Origin of the sequence: Rhizobium sp. P32RR-XVIII (assembly GCF_012641395.1) — a bacterium.
In the GTDB taxonomy this organism is placed as follows: domain Bacteria; phylum Pseudomonadota; class Alphaproteobacteria; order Rhizobiales; family Rhizobiaceae; genus Rhizobium.
The window spans coordinates 39,961-61,962 of the sequence record NZ_JABAIH010000021.1 but is presented as its reverse complement, the minus strand read 5'-3'; the positions used below and the strand labels follow the sequence as shown (position 1 = coordinate 61,962).

General features: G+C 57.1%; 20 protein-coding genes and 3 pseudogenes. 14 read left to right on the top strand and 9 right to left on the bottom strand.

The genetic code is table 11. From position 1 onward, the window contains the following. Nucleotides 1-26 precede the first annotated feature (26 nt). Nucleotides 27-197, top strand: a pseudogene (locus tag HGP14_RS30870) (hypothetical protein); the annotation flags it as partial. Here HGP14_RS30870 and HGP14_RS35930 read toward each other — a convergent pair. Beyond that, nucleotides 186-404 carry a hypothetical protein gene (locus HGP14_RS35930; protein ID WP_168833668.1) on the bottom strand — a complete coding sequence of 73 codons (219 nt, stop codon included), beginning with the start codon at nt 402-404 and terminating at the stop codon, nt 186-188. The pseudogene HGP14_RS30870 and the gene HGP14_RS35930 sit on opposite strands and share 12 nt — an antisense overlap. Nucleotides 405-805: 401 nt before the next feature. On the opposite strand from HGP14_RS35930, the gene HGP14_RS35300 reads away from it, so the two are divergent. Continuing rightward, on the top strand, nt 806-967 hold the full coding sequence (locus HGP14_RS35300) for a helix-turn-helix domain-containing protein (RefSeq protein WP_168833651.1): 162 nt from the start codon (nt 806-808) through the stop codon (nt 965-967). Between the two features lie 501 nt (nt 968-1,468). On the opposite strand, the gene HGP14_RS35925 is transcribed toward HGP14_RS35300, so the two are convergent. Then, nucleotides 1,469-2,053, bottom strand: a complete 585-nt coding sequence (locus tag HGP14_RS35925; protein WP_246704688.1) for a helix-turn-helix transcriptional regulator — start codon at nt 2,051-2,053, stop codon at nt 1,469-1,471. Between HGP14_RS35925 and HGP14_RS36555 the strand changes: the two genes are divergently transcribed. From HGP14_RS36555 to HGP14_RS30840, 4 genes are all read left to right on the top strand, one after another. Beyond that, a complete protein-coding gene (locus tag HGP14_RS36555) occupies nt 2,040-2,246 on the top strand; it encodes a DUF6634 family protein (RefSeq protein WP_312862228.1) in 207 nt (68 codons plus the stop codon). The two genes, HGP14_RS35925 and HGP14_RS36555, sit on opposite strands and share 14 nt — an antisense overlap. Before the next feature lie 70 nt (nt 2,247-2,316). Then, entirely contained in the window at nt 2,317-4,242 is a 1,926-nt protein-coding gene (locus HGP14_RS30850; RefSeq protein WP_168833650.1) for an AAA family ATPase, read from the top strand. After that, a complete protein-coding gene (locus HGP14_RS30845) occupies nt 4,242-5,282 on the top strand; it encodes a hypothetical protein (RefSeq protein ID WP_168833649.1) in 1,041 nt (346 codons plus the stop codon). Before HGP14_RS30850 ends, HGP14_RS30845 begins: the two co-directional genes overlap by 1 nt. Before the next feature lie 117 nt (nt 5,283-5,399). Next, complete coding sequence (locus tag HGP14_RS30840) at nt 5,400-6,164, top strand: metallophosphoesterase (protein ID WP_168833648.1); 765 nt, start codon at nt 5,400-5,402, stop codon at nt 6,162-6,164. Nucleotides 6,165-6,273: 109 nt separating this feature from the next. On the opposite strand, the gene HGP14_RS30835 is transcribed toward HGP14_RS30840, so the two are convergent. The 5 genes from HGP14_RS30835 to hsdR form a co-directional block, all read right to left on the bottom strand. Further along, complete coding sequence (locus HGP14_RS30835) at nt 6,274-7,110, bottom strand: HAD family hydrolase (protein ID WP_168833647.1); 837 nt, start codon at nt 7,108-7,110, stop codon at nt 6,274-6,276. A gap of 264 nt (nt 7,111-7,374) precedes the next feature. Beyond that, nucleotides 7,375-9,108 carry a restriction endonuclease subunit S gene (locus HGP14_RS30830; RefSeq protein ID WP_168833646.1) on the bottom strand — a complete coding sequence of 578 codons (1,734 nt, stop codon included), beginning with the start codon at nt 9,106-9,108 and terminating at the stop codon, nt 7,375-7,377. Further along, entirely contained in the window at nt 9,105-10,559 is a 1,455-nt protein-coding gene (locus tag HGP14_RS30825) for a type I restriction-modification system subunit M (RefSeq protein ID WP_168833645.1), read from the bottom strand. The genes HGP14_RS30830 and HGP14_RS30825 overlap by 4 nt, the downstream gene beginning before the upstream one ends. Next, nucleotides 10,546-11,145 (bottom strand): hypothetical protein, encoded by a 600-nt coding sequence (locus HGP14_RS30820; protein WP_168833644.1) that lies wholly within the window; start codon nt 11,143-11,145, stop codon nt 10,546-10,548. Before HGP14_RS30820 ends, HGP14_RS30825 begins: the two co-directional genes overlap by 14 nt. Before the next feature lies 1 nt (nt 11,146). After that, nucleotides 11,147-13,591 carry an EcoAI/FtnUII family type I restriction enzme subunit R gene (hsdR, locus tag HGP14_RS30815; protein ID WP_168833643.1) on the bottom strand — a complete coding sequence of 815 codons (2,445 nt, stop codon included), beginning with the start codon at nt 13,589-13,591 and terminating at the stop codon, nt 11,147-11,149. Nucleotides 13,592-13,906: 315 nt separating this feature from the next. Here hsdR and HGP14_RS36550 point away from each other — a divergent pair, with 315 nt between their 5' ends. Continuing rightward, entirely contained in the window at nt 13,907-14,080 is a 174-nt protein-coding gene (locus HGP14_RS36550) for a hypothetical protein (RefSeq protein WP_168833642.1), read from the top strand. A gap of 41 nt (nt 14,081-14,121) precedes the next feature. Here the strand turns inward: HGP14_RS36550 and HGP14_RS30805 are convergent, their stop codons facing one another. Both HGP14_RS30805 and HGP14_RS35915 read right to left on the bottom strand, forming a co-directional pair. Continuing rightward, nucleotides 14,122-14,856 carry a hypothetical protein gene (locus HGP14_RS30805; RefSeq protein ID WP_168833641.1) on the bottom strand — a complete coding sequence of 245 codons (735 nt, stop codon included), beginning with the start codon at nt 14,854-14,856 and terminating at the stop codon, nt 14,122-14,124. A gap of 64 nt (nt 14,857-14,920) precedes the next feature. Beyond that, nucleotides 14,921-15,838 (bottom strand): hypothetical protein, encoded by a 918-nt coding sequence (locus HGP14_RS35915; RefSeq protein ID WP_168833640.1) that lies wholly within the window; start codon nt 15,836-15,838, stop codon nt 14,921-14,923. A 302-nt stretch (nt 15,839-16,140) separates the two neighbouring features. Between HGP14_RS35915 and HGP14_RS30795 the strand changes: the two genes are divergently transcribed. The 7 genes and pseudogenes from HGP14_RS30795 to HGP14_RS30770 all read left to right on the top strand — a co-directional run bounded on the left by HGP14_RS30795 (nt 16,141) and on the right by HGP14_RS30770 (nt 21,979). Continuing rightward, nucleotides 16,141-17,304, top strand: coding sequence for an ABC-three component system protein (locus HGP14_RS30795; protein ID WP_168833639.1), 1,164 nt, complete (start codon nt 16,141-16,143; stop codon nt 17,302-17,304). Continuing rightward, a complete protein-coding gene (locus HGP14_RS30790) occupies nt 17,301-17,783 on the top strand; it encodes a three component ABC system middle component (RefSeq protein ID WP_168833638.1) in 483 nt (160 codons plus the stop codon). Before HGP14_RS30795 ends, HGP14_RS30790 begins: the two co-directional genes overlap by 4 nt. Then, nucleotides 17,784-19,748 carry a DUF3732 domain-containing protein gene (locus HGP14_RS30785; RefSeq protein WP_168833637.1) on the top strand — a complete coding sequence of 655 codons (1,965 nt, stop codon included), beginning with the start codon at nt 17,784-17,786 and terminating at the stop codon, nt 19,746-19,748. It begins immediately after the preceding gene. A gap of 260 nt (nt 19,749-20,008) precedes the next feature. Then, a pseudogene (locus HGP14_RS35910) lies at nt 20,009-20,221 on the top strand (FRG domain-containing protein); the annotation flags it as partial. A gap of 29 nt (nt 20,222-20,250) precedes the next feature. Then, a pseudogene (locus tag HGP14_RS35905) lies at nt 20,251-20,487 on the top strand (sulfite exporter TauE/SafE family protein); the annotation flags it as partial. Nucleotides 20,488-20,710: 223 nt separating this feature from the next. Beyond that, nucleotides 20,711-21,490 (top strand): thermonuclease family protein, encoded by a 780-nt coding sequence (locus HGP14_RS30775; RefSeq protein ID WP_168833636.1) that lies wholly within the window; start codon nt 20,711-20,713, stop codon nt 21,488-21,490. A 210-nt stretch (nt 21,491-21,700) separates the two neighbouring features. Further along, entirely contained in the window at nt 21,701-21,979 is a 279-nt protein-coding gene (locus HGP14_RS30770) for a CopG family ribbon-helix-helix protein (protein ID WP_168833635.1), read from the top strand. Nucleotides 21,980-22,002: the final 23 nt, after the last annotated feature.

Here is a 22,002-nt window from a genome sequence, read left to right as displayed (position 1 = left end):
GCTCAGTCGGTCAATCTAGGCTGTAGAAGCGCGACCCTGTTTTCGTGAAACCTACACTTATCGCCGAGATCGAGTATCGCGCCTGGACCGATGACGGGAAGCTGCGGCACGCGTCGTATAAGGGGCTACGGGAGGAGCAGGACGAAGCCGCGATCTACCAATTGATGGACTTTGCTCCCGACGGGTCAGAGCTTTGATTTCTTGCCGCAGTAAGTCGTTGGCGGCGGCAGCGCCTCGTGTGCTTGTGCCAGTGTTTCCAACCAGGCAGCCAAACCTGCGGGAATTTGCTCATTCCCGGCTTCGAGCGCTTCGATCCACGACAGCTCGCATTGGAGCGCCGATGCGATGTTGATCGGCGTCCATCGGATATGCAGAAGGCATTCGGAAAATCGTTCTGGGGTCATGGCTGTAACTGCCAGTGATCTTGAGCTAAGCCACAGTCGCACACAGGCCTGGGGAGTCAATCGTCATCCCAGTTCTCTTTGCCATAAGGGGCGAGCCGAAGCCCGCTGGTACGCCGGAAGAGCGAATGGCCTTCCATATCTCCGAATACATGGGGGCCGCGGCGGAAGTCGATCCGCGTATCGTTCGCTGGGAAATCATTGAGGACCTGCCTCCGCGAGCGAATTTGGCGTGCGCGGTCTTGATTGCCGCGTTCCGGTCAGACACGCGGGAGAAAGTGGGACCCAAAGTGGGACTGGGCCTCAGCGTTCGATTTTATCGCGGAATATCAATCATATAATGGGGTAGCTGGCGGGAGAAGCGGAACAATAATACGAACCCAGAAACATCGTGGTTTTTCAGAGTGTTACGATACTCCCTAGCAAAGGCAGCAAAAGTCCACCCTCGCTACGAGGAGATTGTTTCTCTGCATAGCCAGGGACTAGGCGGCAAACCAATAGCCCGTAAATTAGGGATTGGGAAAAATCCAGTTTATCGCGTACTGAATTCAATCAAGAATAAGTAATGGAAAAAAGGGCTACCGAAAGACCGTTGCTGGTGGGTAATAGCCTACGAGTGATGCATCGAAAATGCGCCGCGCGCGGTATCGTCCGGCGACACGATATTTACATCCAACCGGTCCAATCGATTGCTCGGCCCGTCAAGCCTCCGTTGGGCGGTTATGACCCACATCCAGGCTGCCGGAAAAGTAGAGGGCACCGGCTGGACAGCGGTAAAGGTTATGATCCCTGGTCATCTGTTATGGGGAGGAGCATCCCTTCGATGCGTCCATATTTATCGTACACCCAGATTATACCTTTCTCACCAAACGCGCCCAGAATTTTGCCCAGTTGATCGTCTCTCACATTGCCTATGGTTTCACATCTATGGATCGTACGCTGGGCGACTCCGGCGAGCTTTCCAAAATCGTCTTGGCTCAGTCCGGTGTATGCCCTTGCCGCGCGCGCAACCGATGGCCGGAAAATTATTAATTGGATGCAATTCGACCTCCGACCTTCGGGTTCGGCTAAATCGTTTTGATTCCGGAATTCAGATTCGGAGGCTTCCATCGCACGCCGGCTCCTTCGAGGTGACTGGCTTCGATATTCGCTGCGATGAACTGCACCTGCCGCTCTTCGAAGACCCGCCGGAGCTTTTCATTCGCTTTCGCCGTAATCGGCCTTTTGCCAAGCTCGAACTCGCCGAGTGCCTTCTGCGTGATACCCGCCTTCTTTGCGAGTTCCACCTGACTCAGCCCGATTAGCGCTCTCGCGGCCCTTATCAAATCACCAGTCAGCAAAGTCGTCATCTGCTTCAGAAGCCGGCGGTTTGGGGATAAGTCAAATATGACGCAAAATACGTCATAATAATCTTGATGTGCATCGATAAAGATGTAAATAAAGACATCACTTTGATGAACCGGTAGACGGGAAATGGTCGTGAATGATTCGCTGTTGGGAAATTTGTTCGGCAGGTCCCGCTTGTCATTGATCGCCGACCTCCGGCGTCTCGCAAATGATCTTGAAGACATTGATCGATGCGCCGGGGCAAAATCGCCCGGAGCGTCTTTAAACAGTTGGGCGTTAGGACAAGGCGCGGTGCCCTGCCTCATCGGTCGTCCGATCGGTCATCCGAAGGTCCCCGACGGCAAAATGGCCTGCACAAGTGAACTCTTCTATCTTGATCGGGAGCGAGGCATCGCACGTACGATGTCCCGCTGGTACCGGTTGGGGACGTGCGTTGATCCGGGATACTGGGATGAGAGGCTCCACCAGAAGGTCATCTCGTCTGGGGATTCGCATTGATGGATAGGCGGCACTGCGACTGACTGAATAGACTGAGCCATTTGGAACCTTGAAATTCGAGGAGAGCGCAATGCCGACAACACGTTCGGGCAAACGTACACGCGTGCCTTGGAAGCCGGAGACGCAGGTCCGAGATACAACCGTTACGCTGCCCGTTTTCATGGCCTTCTGCGCGATCGCGGCCTCGCTCCGAGCTTGGAACAGACCGCATTCGAAATTCATCGTGACCCTGCGGGCCAGGACTGATTTCTACTATCCTGTCTATGCTGAGGCGGTGGAGGTTTTCGCGGCCGGTATCTGGAAGCGCCGGGAGTTTACCTCCTACGCCTATGAGTGGAAGGACCGGTCATTTCGCGACGAAATGGAAGCCCATAAAAACAAAAGAGCGATCTTCATCGCTTCGCCCGATTACGATCTCGCCGACGACGACAGGCTGTTTTCCGACGCAGTCCTGGACTTGGAGCAGCGGACGAGGCGACATGCAGAGGCCGCGCTTCGACGTGCCGGTCTGCCGCTATCTGACCGGGACGTCGACCTACTTCTGTCGGAGCCCTGGCCGCGATTGGTCAAGGCTTTTCAGGATCGCCGTCATCCCATGCTTGCCCTGGAGAGATTGCGAACTCATTCGCGCGTGCCGGCGAAACCCGCGCCCGAGGTCGCAAAACCGTTGGGACCGACCCTTGCCGACATGCACGGCTACGGACCCGCGCTGGAATGGGGCACCAATCTTGCGAAAGACCTTGCCGACTACAAGGCGGGCGTTCTCCCATGGAGCGATATCGACAATGGGGTCTTGCTTTCCGGACGTCCAGGTGTCGGAAAGACGATGTTTGTAAGCGCGCTCGCCAATTCCTGCCAGGTGCCGATCATTTACGGGTCGGTTTCTGAATGGCAGGAAGCAGGCGCGCTCGACAGTCACTTGAAAGCCATGCGGGCTTCGTTTGCCGAGGCGAAGGAAAAAGCGCCGTCAATATTGTTCGTCGACGAGGTCGATACGTTCGGCGATCGGACAGAGACAGATCGAAACCGCGGCTATTTACGAGCCGCGATGGCGGGATTCCTGCAGCTTCTGGATGGTTTTGATCGTCGCGAGGGCGTCGTTGTGATCGGAGCCTGCAATTATCCCGACCAGCTCGATCCCGCGATCCGGCGGCCAGGGCGACTGGACCGGCAACTCGAAATTGCGTTTCCTGATGCGAAGTCACGGCTAGCGATCCTGGCATTCCACAGCGGCCTTCAGCTGGATCAGTCCCAGGCCGAGAAGTTCGGCATGGCGACAGATGGCCTGTCGGGTGCCGACATCGAACAACTCGTCCGGGATGCCAAGCGGGTGGCGCGGCGGCGTGTGGAAGTCCTTTCGGGAGATCACATCGTCGAGCAATTGCCGAGAGTAACGGAGCTGCCGGAGGAGTTTCTGCGCTCGCTTGCCGTTCACGAGGCAGGTCACGCCATCGTGGCATTCGAAATAGGCTACGGGCAGGTCTCCGAGATCAGCATTTCGCGCTACAGGGTCGACGGCAAGAGGAGCGCACTGGGTTGCGTCCAGTACGATCAAATCGCAGCGCGGCCAAAGACGCCCTCCGACTATCGGAACGCGATCGCGGTATGCCTTGCCGGCATTGCCGCGGAACTGGAGGTCTTCGGATCATTTACCGATGGCGCATCGGGCTCGGACACCGCCGACCTCAACAGGGCGACTGAACTGGCGACAATGCTCGAGGGCGGTCTCGGCATGGGGCATACCCTCGTCGTCGAGGGCGAGGTCCAACTCGAGCGATTGCGCACATACAATCCCGAATTTCGGAGACACGTTCACGCGGTCCTGCAAAGCGAGTTCGAGCGCGCGAAGTCCGCTGTGCGTGCCCAAAGGACCGCTCTGGATGCCATAGCCGATCGACTGATGGAGGCGATGGGGATGTCGGGCCACGAAGTCTTCGAAATCATGGAAAGACATCGGCGGACGACGGTGAGTTTGGCCAAGAAGGCGGTGACGTGATGGCAAAAGCAAGGCGACCTCGCAACGGCCGGAAGGCCACGTCGAAAACGGCATTGCCCGGCTCCTTGGGAGAGGTGCTCGACAGCGCCGGCTTCACATCGCTCGGACGCCGCATCATGGTCGGTGGACCTAAGCGTGGCGATGAAGAACGGCGGCCGACCGTCGCACCGCAGCCCGAAGCGTCCTCAGGCCGCTTTGAGCGGCCGACCGCTCCCGCGTGGACAGCGCCGGTCATCGAGTTTCTCGCGGACAACATACCCGGTGATCCATCCGTCGCGTGGGACCACCTCTATATCTCCGCCTACGAGGTCGGATGCGAAGCGCTGGAAGCTCTCGGACAGGCGACGCAGATAGTGAGCGGAGCAATCCCGCTTGCTGACCAAGCAATACCTGATGTCCTTCCGCGCTGGGATGACTTGGCGACCGCGGTAGTTGGGGTCGCGGCCCAGAGCAACCTTCTCGGCTACCGTCATTTCGCTGGCTCACGGCGGCAGCTGAGTCGGGCAGGGCGCTTTCGACCCAACATCCGTGCCTCGCACGGCTGCGGTCCAGCTTACCTGGCACCGGAAGCATTCAATGCTTTTCGAAATCTGGGGCTGATCATCGACGGGTGGTGGACGGAGGCTGCGGAAGCGGTTTTCTGGCGTGATGATCCGGTCGAATGGGGGATGGATTTCACTCGGGACGACCGTTTCCTCGCCGCATGCAGTTCGGCTTTGAGTAACCTCCCCGCCGATATCGCCGCCGAGATCGAAACCATCGCATTGGTAACCGACGACGAAGTCTCCGAGCGGTATGCGCTCGAGGTGCAGCATCGACCGCAGCCCAGAACCAAAGGAGAAATCCGCGTCCTGCTGGAAAACCACCATCGATATGACCTGGACGCGTTGTTCTGCCGCCGATGGCGTCTACAGGACGGATGGCTTCCCGCGGATGAAGTCAAACGCTCGCTCCGTATACTTTATGACCCGCTTGCCATGGAAATGAGACGGGCGTTCGCGGCTCGATATCTGCCTCACCATCGGTTTCTATCCAAATAGGACCTGCGTCAATTGGAAGACGTGGATGCAATGGTCTTGGCCACCCGCGAGGGCCGAAAACGCGGTTGCTTCGGCACCCATCTGCTCCGATGGGCCGGCACGACAAGGGAAAGATGAATGAGAATCTGGATCATTTCCGATCTCCACTTGGAATTCGGTTGGCCATTTGACGAGTTGCCGCCGGACAAAGCCGACGTATTGATATGCGCAGGGGACGTGCTCACAAAAGGCGTTGTGCCCAGTATCAAATGGCTCGCCAAATTCGCCCCTGACGTTCCGATCGTTTTCGTCGCGGGCAACCACGAATTCTACAATTCGTGTCTGCATTCAGATATTCCGGAGGCGCGCAAAGCTGCGAGGGATCATCCGCGTCTCCATTTTCTGGAAAATGACGCAGTCGACATCGGCGGTATCCGGTTCGTCGGGGGAACCCTTTGGACCGACTTCCGGTTGTTCGGCCGAAATCCCGGGGTCAGCATGTCGTATGCCCAAAGCGGGATCAACGACTTCAAGAAGATCAAGTTTTCAAAGACCCCTTATCTCAAGTTCAAGCCAATCCATGCGTACGGGAAGCATGTCGAGACCAGGGACTACATCGCTGCCGAACTCCGTGAACGAACGGGTCGGAAGACGGTGGTCGTCACGCATCACGCGCCTTCTCCGCGCTCTATCGATCCAGCCTTTCGGCACGATCCGCTTTCGGGGTGCTATGCTTCGGATTTGGAAGACCTAGTCTACGAGACAGGGCCAGCGCTATGGGTGCATGGGCACGTTCATCACCGAAACGACTACATGGTCGGCTCGACGAGGGTTGTCTCTAATTCGAGAGGGTACCCGGGAGAGCGCACTGGGTTCGATCCGGGTCTTGTTATTGAAATCTAAACGCTCGGCGAGGATGTCGTGGAGCGGGACGCTCCTGAGACTTCTACCAAGACGCGTCAACTCTTTGGCCTTCGAGAGCGGCAAATCAGCCAATTCGGTCGTTGCCTCACTACTCCCTGAGGGTTTGCCCATGCTTGCGAGCAATGCGCCCTAGAATGCCTTTGATGATAATATCGAGCTGGGACTTCTCCTCATAGCTGGCGGGCGCGACGAAATCGGCACGACCATCCGAGATGAGCCGGTGAACTTTTGCGAGGTCCCTCTCCGACCGGTCGTGATCGTACACGGCGACCGAATGCCCGCCCTGGTAGGTCAGCATTTTCATTGTTGGAATATCAGTGTCTCCGTCTCCGAGGAAGATCATCCGATCGAAGGGGATCGGTCGATCCTGCTGTGGCTTGAACTGGTTGACCGCTTCGTTATTCCAATGATTGTCGATGCCCTTGTTTATGCGGAATAGATACTGGGTCTTTGTCGTATAATTGATACCCACGCCCGGCCAGGCGGCCACGTCATTTTCGTAGATGAATTTCGACGCGAAGATGCGGTGAAAGTAATTACGAATGGCGCAACCCTCTATCATCTCGTGGATGCCCGACGAAACGATGTAGTGTTCAAGTTCCAATCCGTTGTCAGAGGCAAACGAATTGATCCGGTTAAACCAGGAACCGTCCGCCAGACCGGGAAATAGTGGCGCATCCTTGCCGTGCTTGCGTAGGTCTTCCACAGTGATTGGGGCATTCATCTCGCGCGACTTTTGCAGCATCAGGTGCATGTATACGAGAATTTCATCTGCGTCGTGCTGACGCGTCCTAGCCTTGACCTCGCCCCAGAAGTCCTTTGTCGTCATTCCGACCTTGGGAATGAAGCTGGTCTCCTGAAGATTTCCCTTAGCCAATGTGCCGTCGAAATCATAAATAATAGCTGTGCGCAGAACTTCACTCATGCGTTCCCCTTTGTTTGACTTGTCGGCTCGGCATCGCGGATGGCGCGCCGCTCGACCTGTACGAAACCGAGGACGCGATTGCGTTCTGCCTTGCTGGTTTCGGCTAAAGCCGCGCCACAGATCAAGAAGAGATCGCCGTCCTCTATCAATTCAACCGTCCGATCGCGCGCGGACTCCTCGCTCCAGCCTAGATAGCCCTCTTCCTCGGGGATGGAGCCGTAGAAGGAGCGCAGACGGAGGGACCGGGGCTATTGCGGAAGTTGCTCATTCTGCCGCCTCCTGCAGATTCTCGGCCTTTACCGGCGCGAGAGCCTCGGCCAGCAGCGCATCGAGCAGCCTGCGGCGGGTCTCGTCGGCGGTCGTCAGGCTCGCCTCCAGCTGGTCGCAAAGCGCCATGAGTTCATCGACCTTGGCGACGATGCGGTGTTGTTCGGCGAGAGGCGGGATTGGAATAAACCAACCCGCAATGATGGGCGTGTTGAGGTTTGGCTGTCCCATACCTTGGTTGACCGATCGGAAGGCTAACGTTTGAGAATGCAGATACAGGTGACAAAAATCATTCATTGAGACAGTGTGAAACTGCCTTAGGACTGCCACGCCGTCGTTTATGCAGCCTCTGATTTTGCTGATTTTGGGCACCCCGAGTGTGGCACCACTGTTAGTCAGGAGCAAGTCACCGGGCTCTATGGTTCTACTGCGCCTGACACCTTCGTCAGTAAGACCTACCGATGTCTTAATGAGATACTTCTGAATGTCCTTCGTGATTTCTTGAACGGTGATCCAAGGTGTCGAGCCTCCAAAAAATTTCGGATCGCCGGCTGGGCGAGGACTGCCGCCGCGCGATATCTCAAAGACATCTTGAAGACGTGCCCAATTCCAGTTGTGCGGGAGAACGTATGGCGGTTCATTCGATAGCCCGTCCCAGTATTCTTTGTCTTTCTTGAGACCGCCAATCTTCACAAGCTGTGCCTTCTCATCAGCAATCCCCTCCAGCAACTCAGCCGCCGGCCGATCCGTGGGGTTCTGCGGCACGAGCTTGCCGCGGACGGCGAGGTTGAATATGGTTTGGCGCAGCTGTTTGACCTGGTCCGGTCGCGCCGTCAGGGCCGGCATGGCTTCTAGGGCGAAACGGGCGTCGTCTTGGAACGTCGCGGAATCGGGGCTGTTGAGGCGGGCGAGGCTTGCCGCCGCCAGCCGGTCCCGCGTCGTCTCCCGCGTCGCGCGCGCCCCTTCCAGCTGATCGCAGAGCGCCATCAGCTCATCGACCTTAGTGACGATACGGTGTTGTTCGGCAAGGGGTGGGAGGGGGATTTGGATGGCGCGAAGTCCGGCAAGCGGTACTGTCTTTTGAGCGATGCCTGTAGCGAACGCGCCTGCTTGGCCGAGCACCAAATCACTTTCCAGAGTGTACGTAAGGAATTGACCCGACAAACTACCATAGGGACGCAGTATCCCTATGTGCCGCTGAACACAAAATTCGCGATCTTCTTCCACAGGTACAGGAATTCCGAAGGAACCAACAAGCGTGTAGAGAATATCACCTTTCCGAGGGCGGCGGATGACGTCTAACTTCTCGTAGTACGCACGCCCAACGTATCGATCACACCCGTAATTTATCTTTTTGCTTCGGACATCTCCGATGACCAAAAAGGGCACGCCCTCGTCTGCCTTAGGTGGGGGAAGGTGATCGCCATCGGTTATCGACAAGCAGAGTGCTTGGAGGTCCACCCACTGCCAAAGAGCCGGCAAGCGATAACGGTTGGCCTTCTTGAAGGATTGCTTAACGGGCTTATCGGCTCTACGGCTGCCGAACTCTACCAGCCGCGCCTTCTCTTCCGCAATCCGCCTCAGCAGTTCCGACGCAGGCTCATCCGCCGAATCCTGCGGCACCAGCTTGCCCCGCACGGCCAGGTCCAGAACAAACCGGCGCAGCCGGGCAATCGCATCCGGTGCATCCGCAATTGTCTTGTAGTATTGCAACAGGCGCTCGGCGTTCATCGGGCCAGCGCCTCTGCCAGGATCGCCTTCAATTGATCGCTCAGCCGGGCCACATCCGCTTCGGCGGCCACGAGCTCGGCGAGCAGCGTTTCCGGGTCGCCGTGATCATCCGCCACGGAATGCGGGTTCTTGAAATCAAGATTGTAGCCGCGTGCCTTTACCTCTTCGAGGCTGACGCGCCAGGCTTGCGGGCCTTCTTGTCTCCCCTTGCGCTCCTTGCCACCCCACCAATCAACGCAATCCTGCAGATGTTCCGGTCGGATGGGCTTCGTCATCGAGTAGGCTTTCTGGCCTTCTGGCACGCGGTGCTCCCAATACCAGATGTCCTTCGTCGACGTGCCCTTTTCGAAGAACAGGAGGTTCGTGCCGATCGAGGCATAAGGCTTAAAGACGGAGTTCGGCAGGCGGACGATGGTATGGAGATTGCATTCCTCCAGAAGATGTTCCTTTAGCCGCGTCTTGATGCCTTCGCCGAACAGCGAGCCATCCGGCAGAACCACGGCCGCGCGACCACCTGGCTTCAGAAGGCGCACGATCAACGCCAGGAACAGGTCTGCCGTTTCCTTGGTACGAAAGGTCGGAAAGTTGTTTTCGATGCCATCTTCCTCCCGTCCGCCAAAGGGCGGGTTAGTGAGGATGATATCGACCCGTTCATCCTTGCCCCAGGAGATGAGCGGGCGGGCAAGCGTGTTGTCGTGGCGCACGAAGCTGGGGTCCTCGATACCGTGCAGTAGCATGTTGGTGACGCAGAGCATGTGCGGCAGCGGCTTCTTTTCCACCGCCCGCAAACCGGCCTGCATCTTCTCCCGTTGTTCGGGCGTACGCACATGGTTCTTTTCCATGTGGCGGATGGCGCAGGTGAGGAAGCCGCCGGTGCCGCAGGCGGGATCGAACAGGGTCTCGCCCGGCGTCGGATCGATGCGGTCAACCATGAAGGAAGTCAGCGCCCGCGGCGTGTAGTACTCGCCGGCATTGCCCGCCGACTGCAGGTCGTTGAGGAGTTGTTCGTAGATTTCGCCAAAGTGCTGGCGCTCGGTCAGGCTGTTGAAATCGACGTCGTTGATCTTGTTCACTACTTGGCGGATCAACTGGCCGGATTTCATATAGTTGTAGGCGTCTTCGAACAGGTCGCGCACGACGCGTCGGCGATCGCCCGGCTGCGATGAGACCTGCAACGCCTTGAGCGCCGGAAAAAGTTCGCCATTGACGAAGCCTAGCAGTGCGTCGCCGGTGATCCCTTCGGGATCGGACGCCCAACTGCGCCACTGGAATTTCTCCGGGATCGGCGAGACGTAGTCGTCGCGGGTCAGTTCCAGCTCCTGATCCTGGTCGTCCATGATCTTGAGAAAGAACATCCAGCAGAGCTGGCTGATGCGCTGGGCGTCGCCATCGACGCCCGCATCCTGGCGCATGATGTCCTGGATGGATTTGACGGTATTACGGACTGACATTCTTTTGATCTCTAGCTTTCATGAACACCGCGGCCTCGACGTCAGATATACGCAAACTGTCGCGAAGCGCGTCCTCGAGGCTTTCTGACGTCCGCAACATATCCAAAAGTTGAGAGCAATCCTGCAGGAACTCGGCGTAACCCTCACTGCTCGCGACATAGCCGATTCGGCTCCTGATTACGCTGTCGAGGATCACGCACTTGTCGGGTGCGAGGAAACGGGCGACTTTCGAGGCGAATGAAAGCCCAAGGTGCGGCAACTCTCGCAGTTCGTCGATAGCCTGCGTTCCATGACCCGATTCTATTGCATCGGTCGCGGATTTAAGGGCTTGCGCAATTGTGGCGTCGCCGGCGTCCCGAATTCGGCTGAGGTTTCGATTGCCACCGCCCCATACACAGACCCCCTCTATGAATGCCGTAGCATCAGCGGGCGGAAAATTCGCGGCAATCAGTCGCCTCGCGCACTGTTCGACCACATCCGCCCCCGGATACTCGCTTCGATGCCGCTCCAGGAGTTGTGGCACCTCGGAGGGCGCAAGGCTGATCCGAACGAACGATAAACGCCCCTGAATCTCCATGACCGGCATATCAGGACACGTCGGAATAGAGTTCGAGTTGGACGTCGCGAATGGCTTGCTCGAAGCCGTCCTTGCCACCGAAGGCGCGGATCAGCTCGACCGGCGTGCCGAGCGTGTTCACGGGCGGTATCCGCAGGACGTTGGTATCGTCAAGGCTAAAGAAGCCCTCGTCCGCGTATTTCCCGAGCAACGCGTCCAGAACTGTCCGGGCCTTGCCTTCATAGCGGGAGAAGACGTCGCGCTTCTTGACGTTTTCCGCCCGCTCGCGTCTCGTTAGCGGTTTCCGGTCAAAGGCGATATGGCAGACGAGATCGAAGGGATCGAGGTCAATGCCAAGCTCCCGGGCAATCATCTCGAGCGGCAAGCCTTCCCCGGCCAGCTCCTTGACGATGGCTTCCTTGCGCTCTTCGCCCTTCCATCGGCGCAGGAAATCATCGAGGCTTGCGAAATGCTTGAGGAGAGCTGCCTTGGTGAAATCTCGGAGGCTCTCGGTCACGAGCTTGCCATTGGCGTCGAGATATTCGACGCGCTCAGCCACAACCCGGGCGCTCACGCCATCGACATAAACCTTCTTCTGCGGCTCTCCACCACCCGACGGGAAAGCGACGCCCTCGCCAATCGTGGCAGGAGAATCGTCCTTATAGTCTTCCTGCGTCCCATCTTCGAAACCGGGGGTATCCGTGTCCGGCGGCGCAATCGGATCATTCTTACCCGGTTCGTAAATCTGCTCCGGCTTACCGTCGAAATCAGGATCGGCGAAATGATTGGTCGCGCCACGAAAATCCATAAGGGTGAAATAGAACTTCTGCGTATCCTCGTGGACGCGGGTGCCGCGCCCCACAATCTGCTTGAACTCGGTCATCGACCCGACAGGACGATCCAGCACGATGAGCCGGCAGGTTTGCGCGTCCACCCCGGTGGAAAGTAGGCGGGACGTCGTGACGATGACCGGATATCTCGACTCGGGATCGATGAAGTTGCCGATTTGCGCCTGACCGATCGCGTCGCTGCCGGTGATGCGCATCACGTAGCGCGCATTCTGATCGCAGAGGTCCTTGTTTTCGTTGATCAGCGCCTGGCGCATGCGGGCGGCATGTTCTTCATCGACACAGAAAACGATCGTCTTTTGGTACCGATCACCGCTCTCCTTCAGGAACGCTGTGACTTTGGAGGCGACCAGTTTGGTACGGTCATCGAGAACGAGGTTCCGGTCGAAATCCTTGGCATTGTAAATGCGATCCTCGACTTCCTCGCCATCGCGATCCAGCTGCCCCTTCTCGGGCCGATAGCCCTCAACGTCCCGATCGATGTGAATCTTGATGACCTTGTAGGGAGCGAGAAAGCCGTCGCTGATGCCCTGCTTCAGGGAATAGGTGAATACCGATTCGCCGAAGTACGCGATGTTCGAGACGTACTCCGTTTCCTTTGGCGTCGCGGTGAGGCCGATCTGGCTGGCAGCTGAGAAGTACTCGAGGATTTCCCGCCACGCGGAGTCATCCGCTGCACTGCCGCGGTGGCACTCGTCAATCACGATGAGATCAAAGAAGTCAGGCGAGAACTCGCGGAACAGCTTCTGGCGCTCTTCGGGTCCGGTAATAGCTTGATAAAGACCGAGGTAGATTTCAAACGAGGTGTCGATACGGCGCTTCCGGTCCAACGCAAGCGCCAGGTCAACATCGGCTCCGTCTGCGCGTTCGATCGTCTTCGACCTGGTCGAAAGCTTGGCCATCGCGCCGCCGAATGGACGAAAATCATTGACCATGGTCTGGTCAATCAGGACGTTCCGGTCGGCCAGGAAAAGGATGCGCTTTTTCCGTCCGGCTTTCCAAAGACGCCAGATGATCTGAAATGCGGTGTACGTCTTCCCTGTGCCAGTCGCCATTACGAGCAGAACCCGATCCTGTCCCTTGGCGATCGCCTCTATCGCGGCGTTGACGGCGTTTACCTGATAGTAGCGTGGAGCCTTGCCGCTGCCGTCATCATAGTAGTCTTGCAGGACCAGCTCCTGCGCCGAACGATCAAAACCCTTCGACTGACAATAGAGCCGCCAGAGATCGTCGGGTGACGGAAACTGCTCTAGACGGAGATTTTGTTCCTTCGTCGGGCTCAGGCCTGTTCGATCGTGAAAGACGAAACCGTCGCCGTTCGACGAAAACACAAAAGGGATGTTCAGCGTTTCTGCATAGTCCAATCCCTGCTGAAGTCCGTCACCAACGGAGTGATTGTTATCCTTGGCCTCAATAAGAGCGATCGGAATGTTCGGCTTGTAATAGAGAACAAAGTCGGCCTTCTTCGCCGAACCTCTGGCAACCAACCTGCCACGGACGGTAATGCGCCCTTTCGTGAAGAACACCTCTTCACGAACCTGCAACATCGTATCCCAACCGGCCTGCCTGACGGCCGGCAGGATGAACTTGGTGCAGATGTCCCGTTCAGTCAGAGAGCGCTTGTCCATGGATTTGTGTGATTCCTCGCCGATCATCGCACTATATGAATATCGTTGCGCTCCATCTTGCAACCACAAGTTAATCGAAGTTTCGCCAGCAGGTGGCCGAAACGAGGTGGAGTTGTACTGGGAGCTCTGCTGATGGCCGTCTGACGGCATAACCTAGAGGATAGTTGCCGGGTGTTCCATTCAAGCTAGGCCCAAGCCGTAGCGCCCGGATTGACTCGTAATCTGAGGGCCTCACCGAGCCCCTCTGCTCAGTTATTCTGAAACCCGACGGCCTCTTCGTACTCCCTTTCTTCGGGCCGCTTCCTCGGCGGTGACATGCCTTCAAATACCCTTGGCGGCTTCGGGCTGGCAGTCCCGAGACTTCATAGGGTTCACGACATGGCCGATAGCTGGGTAGTCAAGACGGGCCTGAGTGCCGATTTTGCCGACAGTTTCCCAGCCCATCGCGATCCCTATCCCTATCCCGAAGCCAATGGCATAGCCGCGTAAGTTCCGCTCAGAGATTTCAATCGCCATTTCGACCGAACCGCTCAAAGTCCGCGTAGCCTGATGCCAAGGTTCGCCTCTAACTGCGCAAGGCCCTCTCCGTTGTTGAGGTAGGTCAGATATCTGTGGTGACGGAGATCGGCTGGAATGTCGTCACCACTCTGGGTGATCGGAACGACGTGCTTTCCAAGAGTGTGCGCAATCCCTGCCTCGTAGAAGACGTTCGGGTTCTTGCCCGAGAAATCGCAAACCACGATCCGTGAGCGAACGATGAGGTCGAATATGTCTTGGACAAGCACAGAGTTGACCCACATATCATCGACACGCATGCATTTCAGGCCTGCCCCAAGAGCGGCGCGCTTTATTGCCTCGTAGACAGCACCGAATTGCGCTGCAAACGGCATCATCACAGCGACCAGATCGGGGTCGGGCTCGGTGGTGGGAATTTTGAAAACACTGGGCTGAATATAGTATCTGGGGCCATCCGCAGGCGCACTCGAAAGCGGAATGCCTCCGCCATCCAACTGGTCCGCGTATTGGGATACGGTGTCGAGATTGGACGGATTTTTCTCGACTATGCTCGTTAGAACCTCAAGCACATGCCCGTCATAATCACCGTCCCCCCACTCGAGGCTTCTCAGCAGCCGACTGTGACCGGTGACGAGGTCGTAGCTGTCGGTCAGTGTTGCGACTTCAAGCCAACTTTCTTTATCGAAAAGTTTGGCGACACGAGCCTTCAACGGAAGGATCGCCAATCTGATGGAAGGATCAAGGTACATATTGCGGTCCGCGTGAACGTCAAAAGGGTGCGCTGGCAGATGGGATCGGGAGATCGTTCGAAACTCAAGCTTTTGAAAGCGTCTGGAGCCGCGCTTGGAGTTCGGTACCCATCTTGGCGAGACCCTCACCATTATTGAGGTAGTGGATGTACCTATGGGGTTTCAAATCAAACGGAACGTCATCATGAGACTGCGTTATCGGCACGACGTGTCTACCAAGCATGTGTGCGATCCCGGCCTCATAGAAAACGTTGGGATTCTTTTCGCTGAAGTCGCAGACGACCACCTGAGAGCGATAGATGAGTCCAAATATATCCTGCATTAGGACGGAGTGGTTCCAGATGTCGTCCGCCCGCTGCACCCACATGCCAGCTGCGGCCGCCGCGTCGCCGATCGCGGCGTAGACAGGTGTGAAAGGGGACCCGAACGGCATCATCACGGATACAAGCGTCCGATCGACCGGAGATGGGGGGATTTCGAAATATTGCGGCCGGACAATGATGGCCGGTCGTTGGGTTGTATGAGCTCCGCCCGCATAGGGGGCGTAGGGACTGACGTTCCTCGGGTTCATGAGCTTCCGATCCGCGAGCACGTGGATCAAATCTGCATCCTTTACGGCCCAGTGGGTTCGGTTGCCCTCCGAAAACTTCGCGGACAGGCGAATGTCGACTGCCTCAGCCAATTCCACCATGACATCGAATGGAATCTCGGGGATGAAGGGATCGAAGGAAAAACTTACCCGCAAGGCTCCTCCAGCGACGGAGATGGCGTCGATCCAGCCCACCCTCGCTCCCTTTTTGTTTGAGCGCTCGTACCAGAAAAGCGTGGGAAGAGATTTCAGGCGATCGATTGCCTGCCGGTCGAGAGACGCGAACGGGGCGACGATATTCTCCTCGGAATATTCCCCGAATCTGGACTTCTCGAGCGACCAGGGTGATTGGTCGAACGCTTCGTCGTTACCGCTCATGAGCATGTTGTACATCTGTCCACCATCGCAGCTTCATCCGGGCATCCAGACTGACGTCTGGCAAGATCGGCTTGTGTTCCCGCCATCATGCTGATGCAAGACCTCGGGCCCCTTTGTCCTCTGTGGCAAATACAAATTGAAGTCTCTATTCGCCGCCGCTCCGCGGACCTCAAGGACTCTCCCCTTACTTTCCTGAGGAATGAGAGATGATCTACATCAAAACGTTGTTGTTTTCGGATTCGCGCTATTGCCTGCAACCTTATTTTGGTTAGCGTGAATTTCGCGGTTCCGTAACTGCAGATTGTCGAAGAGGAGCGATGTCCACAGCCGTTTTTGCGAAGTTGAAGAGCGCTGCACCGGGCCAGTATCTAGGATACGGCATGCAGCCGATCCGACTATGCTACCATCTGCTCACCGCAACTAAGGGTTCGATGGTGTCCGTCGAACTCTACGACGACGTGACGATCCATGAGCCAGACGGCTCGCTCGTGCTGGAGCAATCCAAAAGCGCGTTGAAGGGCAACCCCGCGTCCGACCGATCCGTGGAACTTTGGAAGACCATGGCCAACTGGGCGGAGCAACCGCGCAGTAACCTGGGCAAAGTCAGATGCTTCAGGTATTACGTCTCGCCCCTGAAGGCTGGCAAGCTCGTCGAGCAGATGAGCGCCGCCAAAGACCCGAAAGACATCGGCGCATTGTTGGAGAAATTCAAGACGCCGAAGTTCCAGGGCGAGGTCGGCGTCGGTATCGAACCGTTCGTCACGAGATTTCTAGCGGCCGGTGACGACATCTGCGCGAAGATCATCGAATTTTTCGAATTGGTATCCGACGCCGACCCCGTCGATCCCATCCGCGCCAAATTCACAGCCCTCATCCCCGATGAGACGCTGGACCAGTTTTGCGCGGCGGCCATCGGGATGGCGAAGGATGATTCGGACAAGCTCATTAGGGCGAAACAGCCCGCCATCGTCTCGGCGAGCGCCTTCAGACGGAACTGGCGAGCCTTCATCAGAAAATACGAGTTTTCCGGTCTTCTGAACCCAACAATGGACGTGCCGCAGGACCAACAGATATCTGCCGTCGTTGGTACGTCGCCTACGTTTGTCAGGCAGCTGTCGGCGGTAAAAGCTACGGAGTCGATCGTCAGAACGGCGGTGAGTGACTTCCTGCGAGCGCTCTCGGACAAGGTCAACTGGGCCGATGACGGCGAGATCGTCGAAAGCAGCCTAGAGGAACTGGATGTTTCTCTTCTCAGGCATCATGGTCTGACAGAGGATGAGATCGCCGACGTTCACTCACATCTCGATCCTCTCGCGAGGGGTCGACAGTTGTATCGGCGTTGCATCGAACTTCAGACACCGCTCGAAGGGCGCGAACTTCCCTCCTACTTCATTTCCGGCGAATTCAACTGGCTCGCGGACGAATGCCGGCTCGGCTGGCATCCCGATCACAAAATAATGTTCCCTGCGGCAGTATCATGAGCACGCCATCCTCAATAGCATTAGTGCAGAATCCCGCCTTCGGAGCGCTGCTCTTGTGGACCTTCGGCAAGGCCTACCAACAGGAGGCCGTCGCGAGAACCGCGCAGCTTCCCGCCTTCTTCCTCGTTCTGCCCCTAGTGTACCACGCCGCCACGCTCAAACACATCACCTCGACGTATTCGAGTTCCGGGCTGGCGCAGGTCGCGAGGAAGCTCGGTGAAGAGCGCGAGCTTCTAATCGCCATCCACGGGCGGGCTGTGAAGATGAGGGACCTCACGCTCGCGTCGATCGCCACGGGAGTATCCTCGACGCTGCTGCATGTGGAATACAAAACGGGGCACGTCCGGAGCAACGAAGCACGTCCCCCGAAAAACCCGGAGCGCCTGAAGTACCACGTCAGCGGCGCGGATAAGCTCGGGCGGTGGTTCGCCAGGTTGCCGCCCGAGCAGCCGTTTTCGCTTTTGTGGGTGGAGCCCTAGATGCACTTCCAGATTCTCAAGCTAATACTCTGGCCGAAGAGAGACCTGCCGCCGCGCGTGCTGGAGTTCGAGCCCGGCATGGTCAACGTCATCACGGGCGCGTCGAAGACCGGCAAATCGGCGGTGATCCCGATTATCGACTATTGCCTCGCGTCGAGCAAATGCAGCATCCCGGTCGGAACGATCCGCGATATTTGCGCATGGTTCGGGATCGTGATCGAGACATTGGAAGGGAAAAAGCTGCTCGCACGTCGCGAACCCGGTGACGCCAAGCAGACCGGCGACATGGTCCTCCTAGAAGGTGACGACATCGAAATACCGGACGCCATCATCGACAAGACGCACAGTGCTGACGCGGTCAAACGCAAGTTGGACCAACTCGCGGGCTTGTCCCAACTGCGCATCAATCCCGATCTCGAGGCCGGATATCAGTCGCGCGTCAGTTTTCGCGATCTGGTAGCGTTCAACTTTCAGCCACAGTACATCGTCGCTAACCCCTTGGCGCTCTACTACAATGCGGACTCCACGGACCATCGGGAAAAATTGAAAGCCATTTTCCCATATGTACTCGGGGCGCTCACTCCCGAGATGCTGATGGCGCGGTGGGAAATTGATCGGCTCACACGGTTGCTGCGTCAGGCCGAGGCCGGATTGCGGGCTGTCCAGAACGCGGTCCGCGCCTGGCAGTCGGAAACCAACGCCTGGCTTCGACAGGCGATCGAACTAGGCCTATTGCCAGAGGATACCCAGGTTCCATTAGGCGACACGAACCTGACTATAGACCTCTTGCGACGTGCTACGCAGGCCAACACACGCGCTTCCTTCGCCACGATCGGGTCGATCGATCCCAGCCTGAACAGACTCGCAGAACTGCAGAACCAGGAGGCCGAGGCCGCTACTAAACTCGCCGTCCAGAGACAACGTCTTGCCGAAGTCCAGCGCCTTGTCGAAAGCAGTCAGCGCTTCGGAAGCGCAATCAGGATTCAACAAGACCGCCTCAACATCTCGGAATGGCTGAAGGCGAAGGCCCGGGACACAGACGATCCGATCGTGCGGATCGCCGATGGAAGGGAGAAGCTGGACGAACTCGTGCAGGCCTTGGCCGGGATAGAGATTCAACTGCGCAGCCAACCGAATCTGTCCGACACTTTCGATAAGGAAAGACTTCGAATTCGTGCCGAGGTCGAGGACGCCACCAAGACTCTCGCCGCGCTGCGCCAGGAGGCGGCAATTCTCGAACGACGGTCAGACGATGTAAGGCAGGAGACCTACCGGCAGGACCAAATGGAGCGCTTTCTAGGCCGCCTCGAGCAAGCACTCGAGACCTTTCAAAGGGCGGATGACGGCTCGGAGCAGGCCGAGGAGATCGCCCGGCTAAATAACCAAATAAACGAGCAAAAGGCGATTTACTCCGACGCTCACGTTCGCATGCGAACCGACAACGCCCTCCTGCACGTCGCCAGGATTGCCGCGACCATATTGCCCAAGCTGGATGGCGAATGGCCATATATCCCTATCGAAGTCCTGGTCGACGACCTCACCATCCGCGTCGTGCATCCCGACCGTAAGGATTATCTTTGGGAGATTGGAAGCGGGGCGAACTGGTTGGCGTACCATGTGGCAGTCACACTCGCGCTCCAGCATTTCTTCAGGAAGCTCCCTAATCATCCAGTGCCTTGCTTTCTCGTCTATGATCAGCCGAGCCAGGTCTATTTTCCGACAGGCTTCGACGACGACAAGCAAAGGCCCGGCCGCTCCCGCGACCAGGACATCGCCGCCGTCAGAGCAGTGTTCACCGCCATAGCGGACGAAGTTGTTGCCGCGGAAGGCCAACTACAAGCCATCGTCCTCGATCACGCTGGTCCTGACGTGTGGGGTGGGCTCGTGGGCATTACGCTCACTGCGGAATGGCGGGGAGAAGAAGCATTGGTTCCACGTAGTTGGCTGGCAAGCGACAGTCCGTGATCTCGTGATGGTCAAACTCATCATGATTTGAGAAGTATTGCCAAGGAACGGAAGCGCAGATGGCCTCAAACCTACGGAAGAAGATCACTGCTTCCGAGCAGACCAAGCCGGCGATAAATACGCCCGTCGCCTCTCGGAAACGTACGACGCCAAAGAAATCGCTGACAGCCGAAAACTTGACTGGTTATTTGCGGCTCGTCTTCAAGCTTCCTCATATGGCGAGCGGCGTTCGATGCTATCGTTGAGAGTCAGACGCTCAGTGGCTACTGAAGCCGTCAATCATGCAGGGCGAACGCTTCGATGCGCAGAGTCACATCTTCAGCGAGCTGATGCTTGAAGCGCCAACAGAGTTTAGCAACGACAAAGCGATGTTCGACAAGCTGGTGCGCGCCCAGCACTACGGCTTACCGACACGCCTGCTAGACGTCTCCCTGAACCCGCTTGTCGCCCTCTACTTCGCCTGCAATGAAGAGCCGCATCACGACACGGACGGCAAGTTAGGGTCTCCCTCGCTATCAGTCTGCCTACGATGCTGGTGGGCTTCACCCGATACAGCCGAGATCAGAGCTTCTCAGTCTTGGGTAGCAACAAGGCGTTCCTTATCATCATGGCAGCCGGATCAATCGTTGGAACCTTCATCGGCGGAATACTGCTGGGTGTTGTGCCGAACGGCATTCTTCTGCCTGCGCTGGCCGCCATCCTTTTGATCTCCGCCGTGAAAGTTTGGCGGCACGCCTGAAGCGGCCGCCCTGAGAAACAGGGTTGAATAGCCAATCGCAATCAGACAAGAGATTACACATGCGGCAGTCGTCTCCCTGTTTTCGTCGTCGAACGTCGGATATCCCGACCGAACATTCAAGGTATCAAAACACCTTGCCAGACAGGCCTCGGGACTGCGCGCCGTTGAAAGCATCCGTTAGCTTTTTACCGGCTAACGTCGAGCAAACGGCATCGGGTGCTTAATGGAAACTGCCAACAATCTCAGAAGGGATATTGAGTCCGCATTACGCCGCAAGGACCTGAATCAATGGCAACGAAAGTACCTTGCCGATATCCTTGCTCGTATCGATCGCAGCGGCGATAGGTTCAGTCTCACCGACAAGCAGTGGAAAAAGGTCTTCGAGGTTCTCGGGGATCGCTCCAATGTGGTGCCGTTTCAGACTCGGGAGTTGCCACCGCCTCGTCGAAGTTCACCAATTTACTTCCGGCCGAACTTCCTCAGGCGGCGTCCGTATCGCCTGAGGTGGAGGGAAAAACGGTTCTTGGTCTTAGCAAGTGTCGTGGTCGTGATTGCTTGCGTCCAGTTTATCGCTGGCAGCAAGTTCGACGCGGTAAGTGCACTGCCGCAATCCTCCAAGGACGATTTTGCGTCATCGAAGTTTTCGGTGACCGATGGCGATACAATCCATGTGGAAGGCGAGATCAACGGCACCCGGCTCGTCGGATACAACGCGCCCGAAGTCTTCAGTCCACGCTGTGCGGTTGAGAAGGCGCTTGGAGACCGTGCAACGGCCCGCCTCAAGGAATTGGTGGCATCCGGACCGGTCGAGCTTACGAGGGTTCACTGCGCGTGCGAGCCGGGGGCTGAAGGAACGGACCGATGCAATTACCGTCGCTCCTGTGCCGTTCTTTATGCTGGTGGACGGGATGTAAGCAGCATCATGGTTGGCGAGGGTTTGGCAGTGCCGTTCGTGTGCGGTGGAACGAAGTGCCCACCGACGCCGCGACCGTGGTGTGGATGAGCTGGGCGCTAGGCGATTTTAAATCAATACTAAAATAATGGCTTAGCCCTTTAGCTCCGGAACAACTACATGTTGATGATCGGTCTAATTGGAATAAATTGCGATGAATCATGCATTTAGGTGATTTCGCTTCTATGATAAAGGGCGGTAGCAATCGACCTTTCATTGAGATTGGGTTACGCTGTAATTCACTGAATTACGGAGCCGATCATGTTGCATAACGAAACAGCTCAGGTTTCCCTAAGGCTGCCGACACAGTTGATTGCGGAGTTCGATCGGATCGCCACGTTCCTTGAACGTGATCGTACCTGGGTGATGCAGAAGGCGCTCAGTCAATACCTGGCAGGTGAAGGGGCTGAAATCCTCCAAGATGCTCAGGGCCTCAACGAACTGGATCGCGGAGGAAGCGTCGATCTGGAGGACGTACTTGAGAAGGCTAGGACAATCGTCGATGCCGCCGAATACCGACGCGGCATGCGGGCCGGTTGATGCCTCCTGTTCGCCTTTCTAAA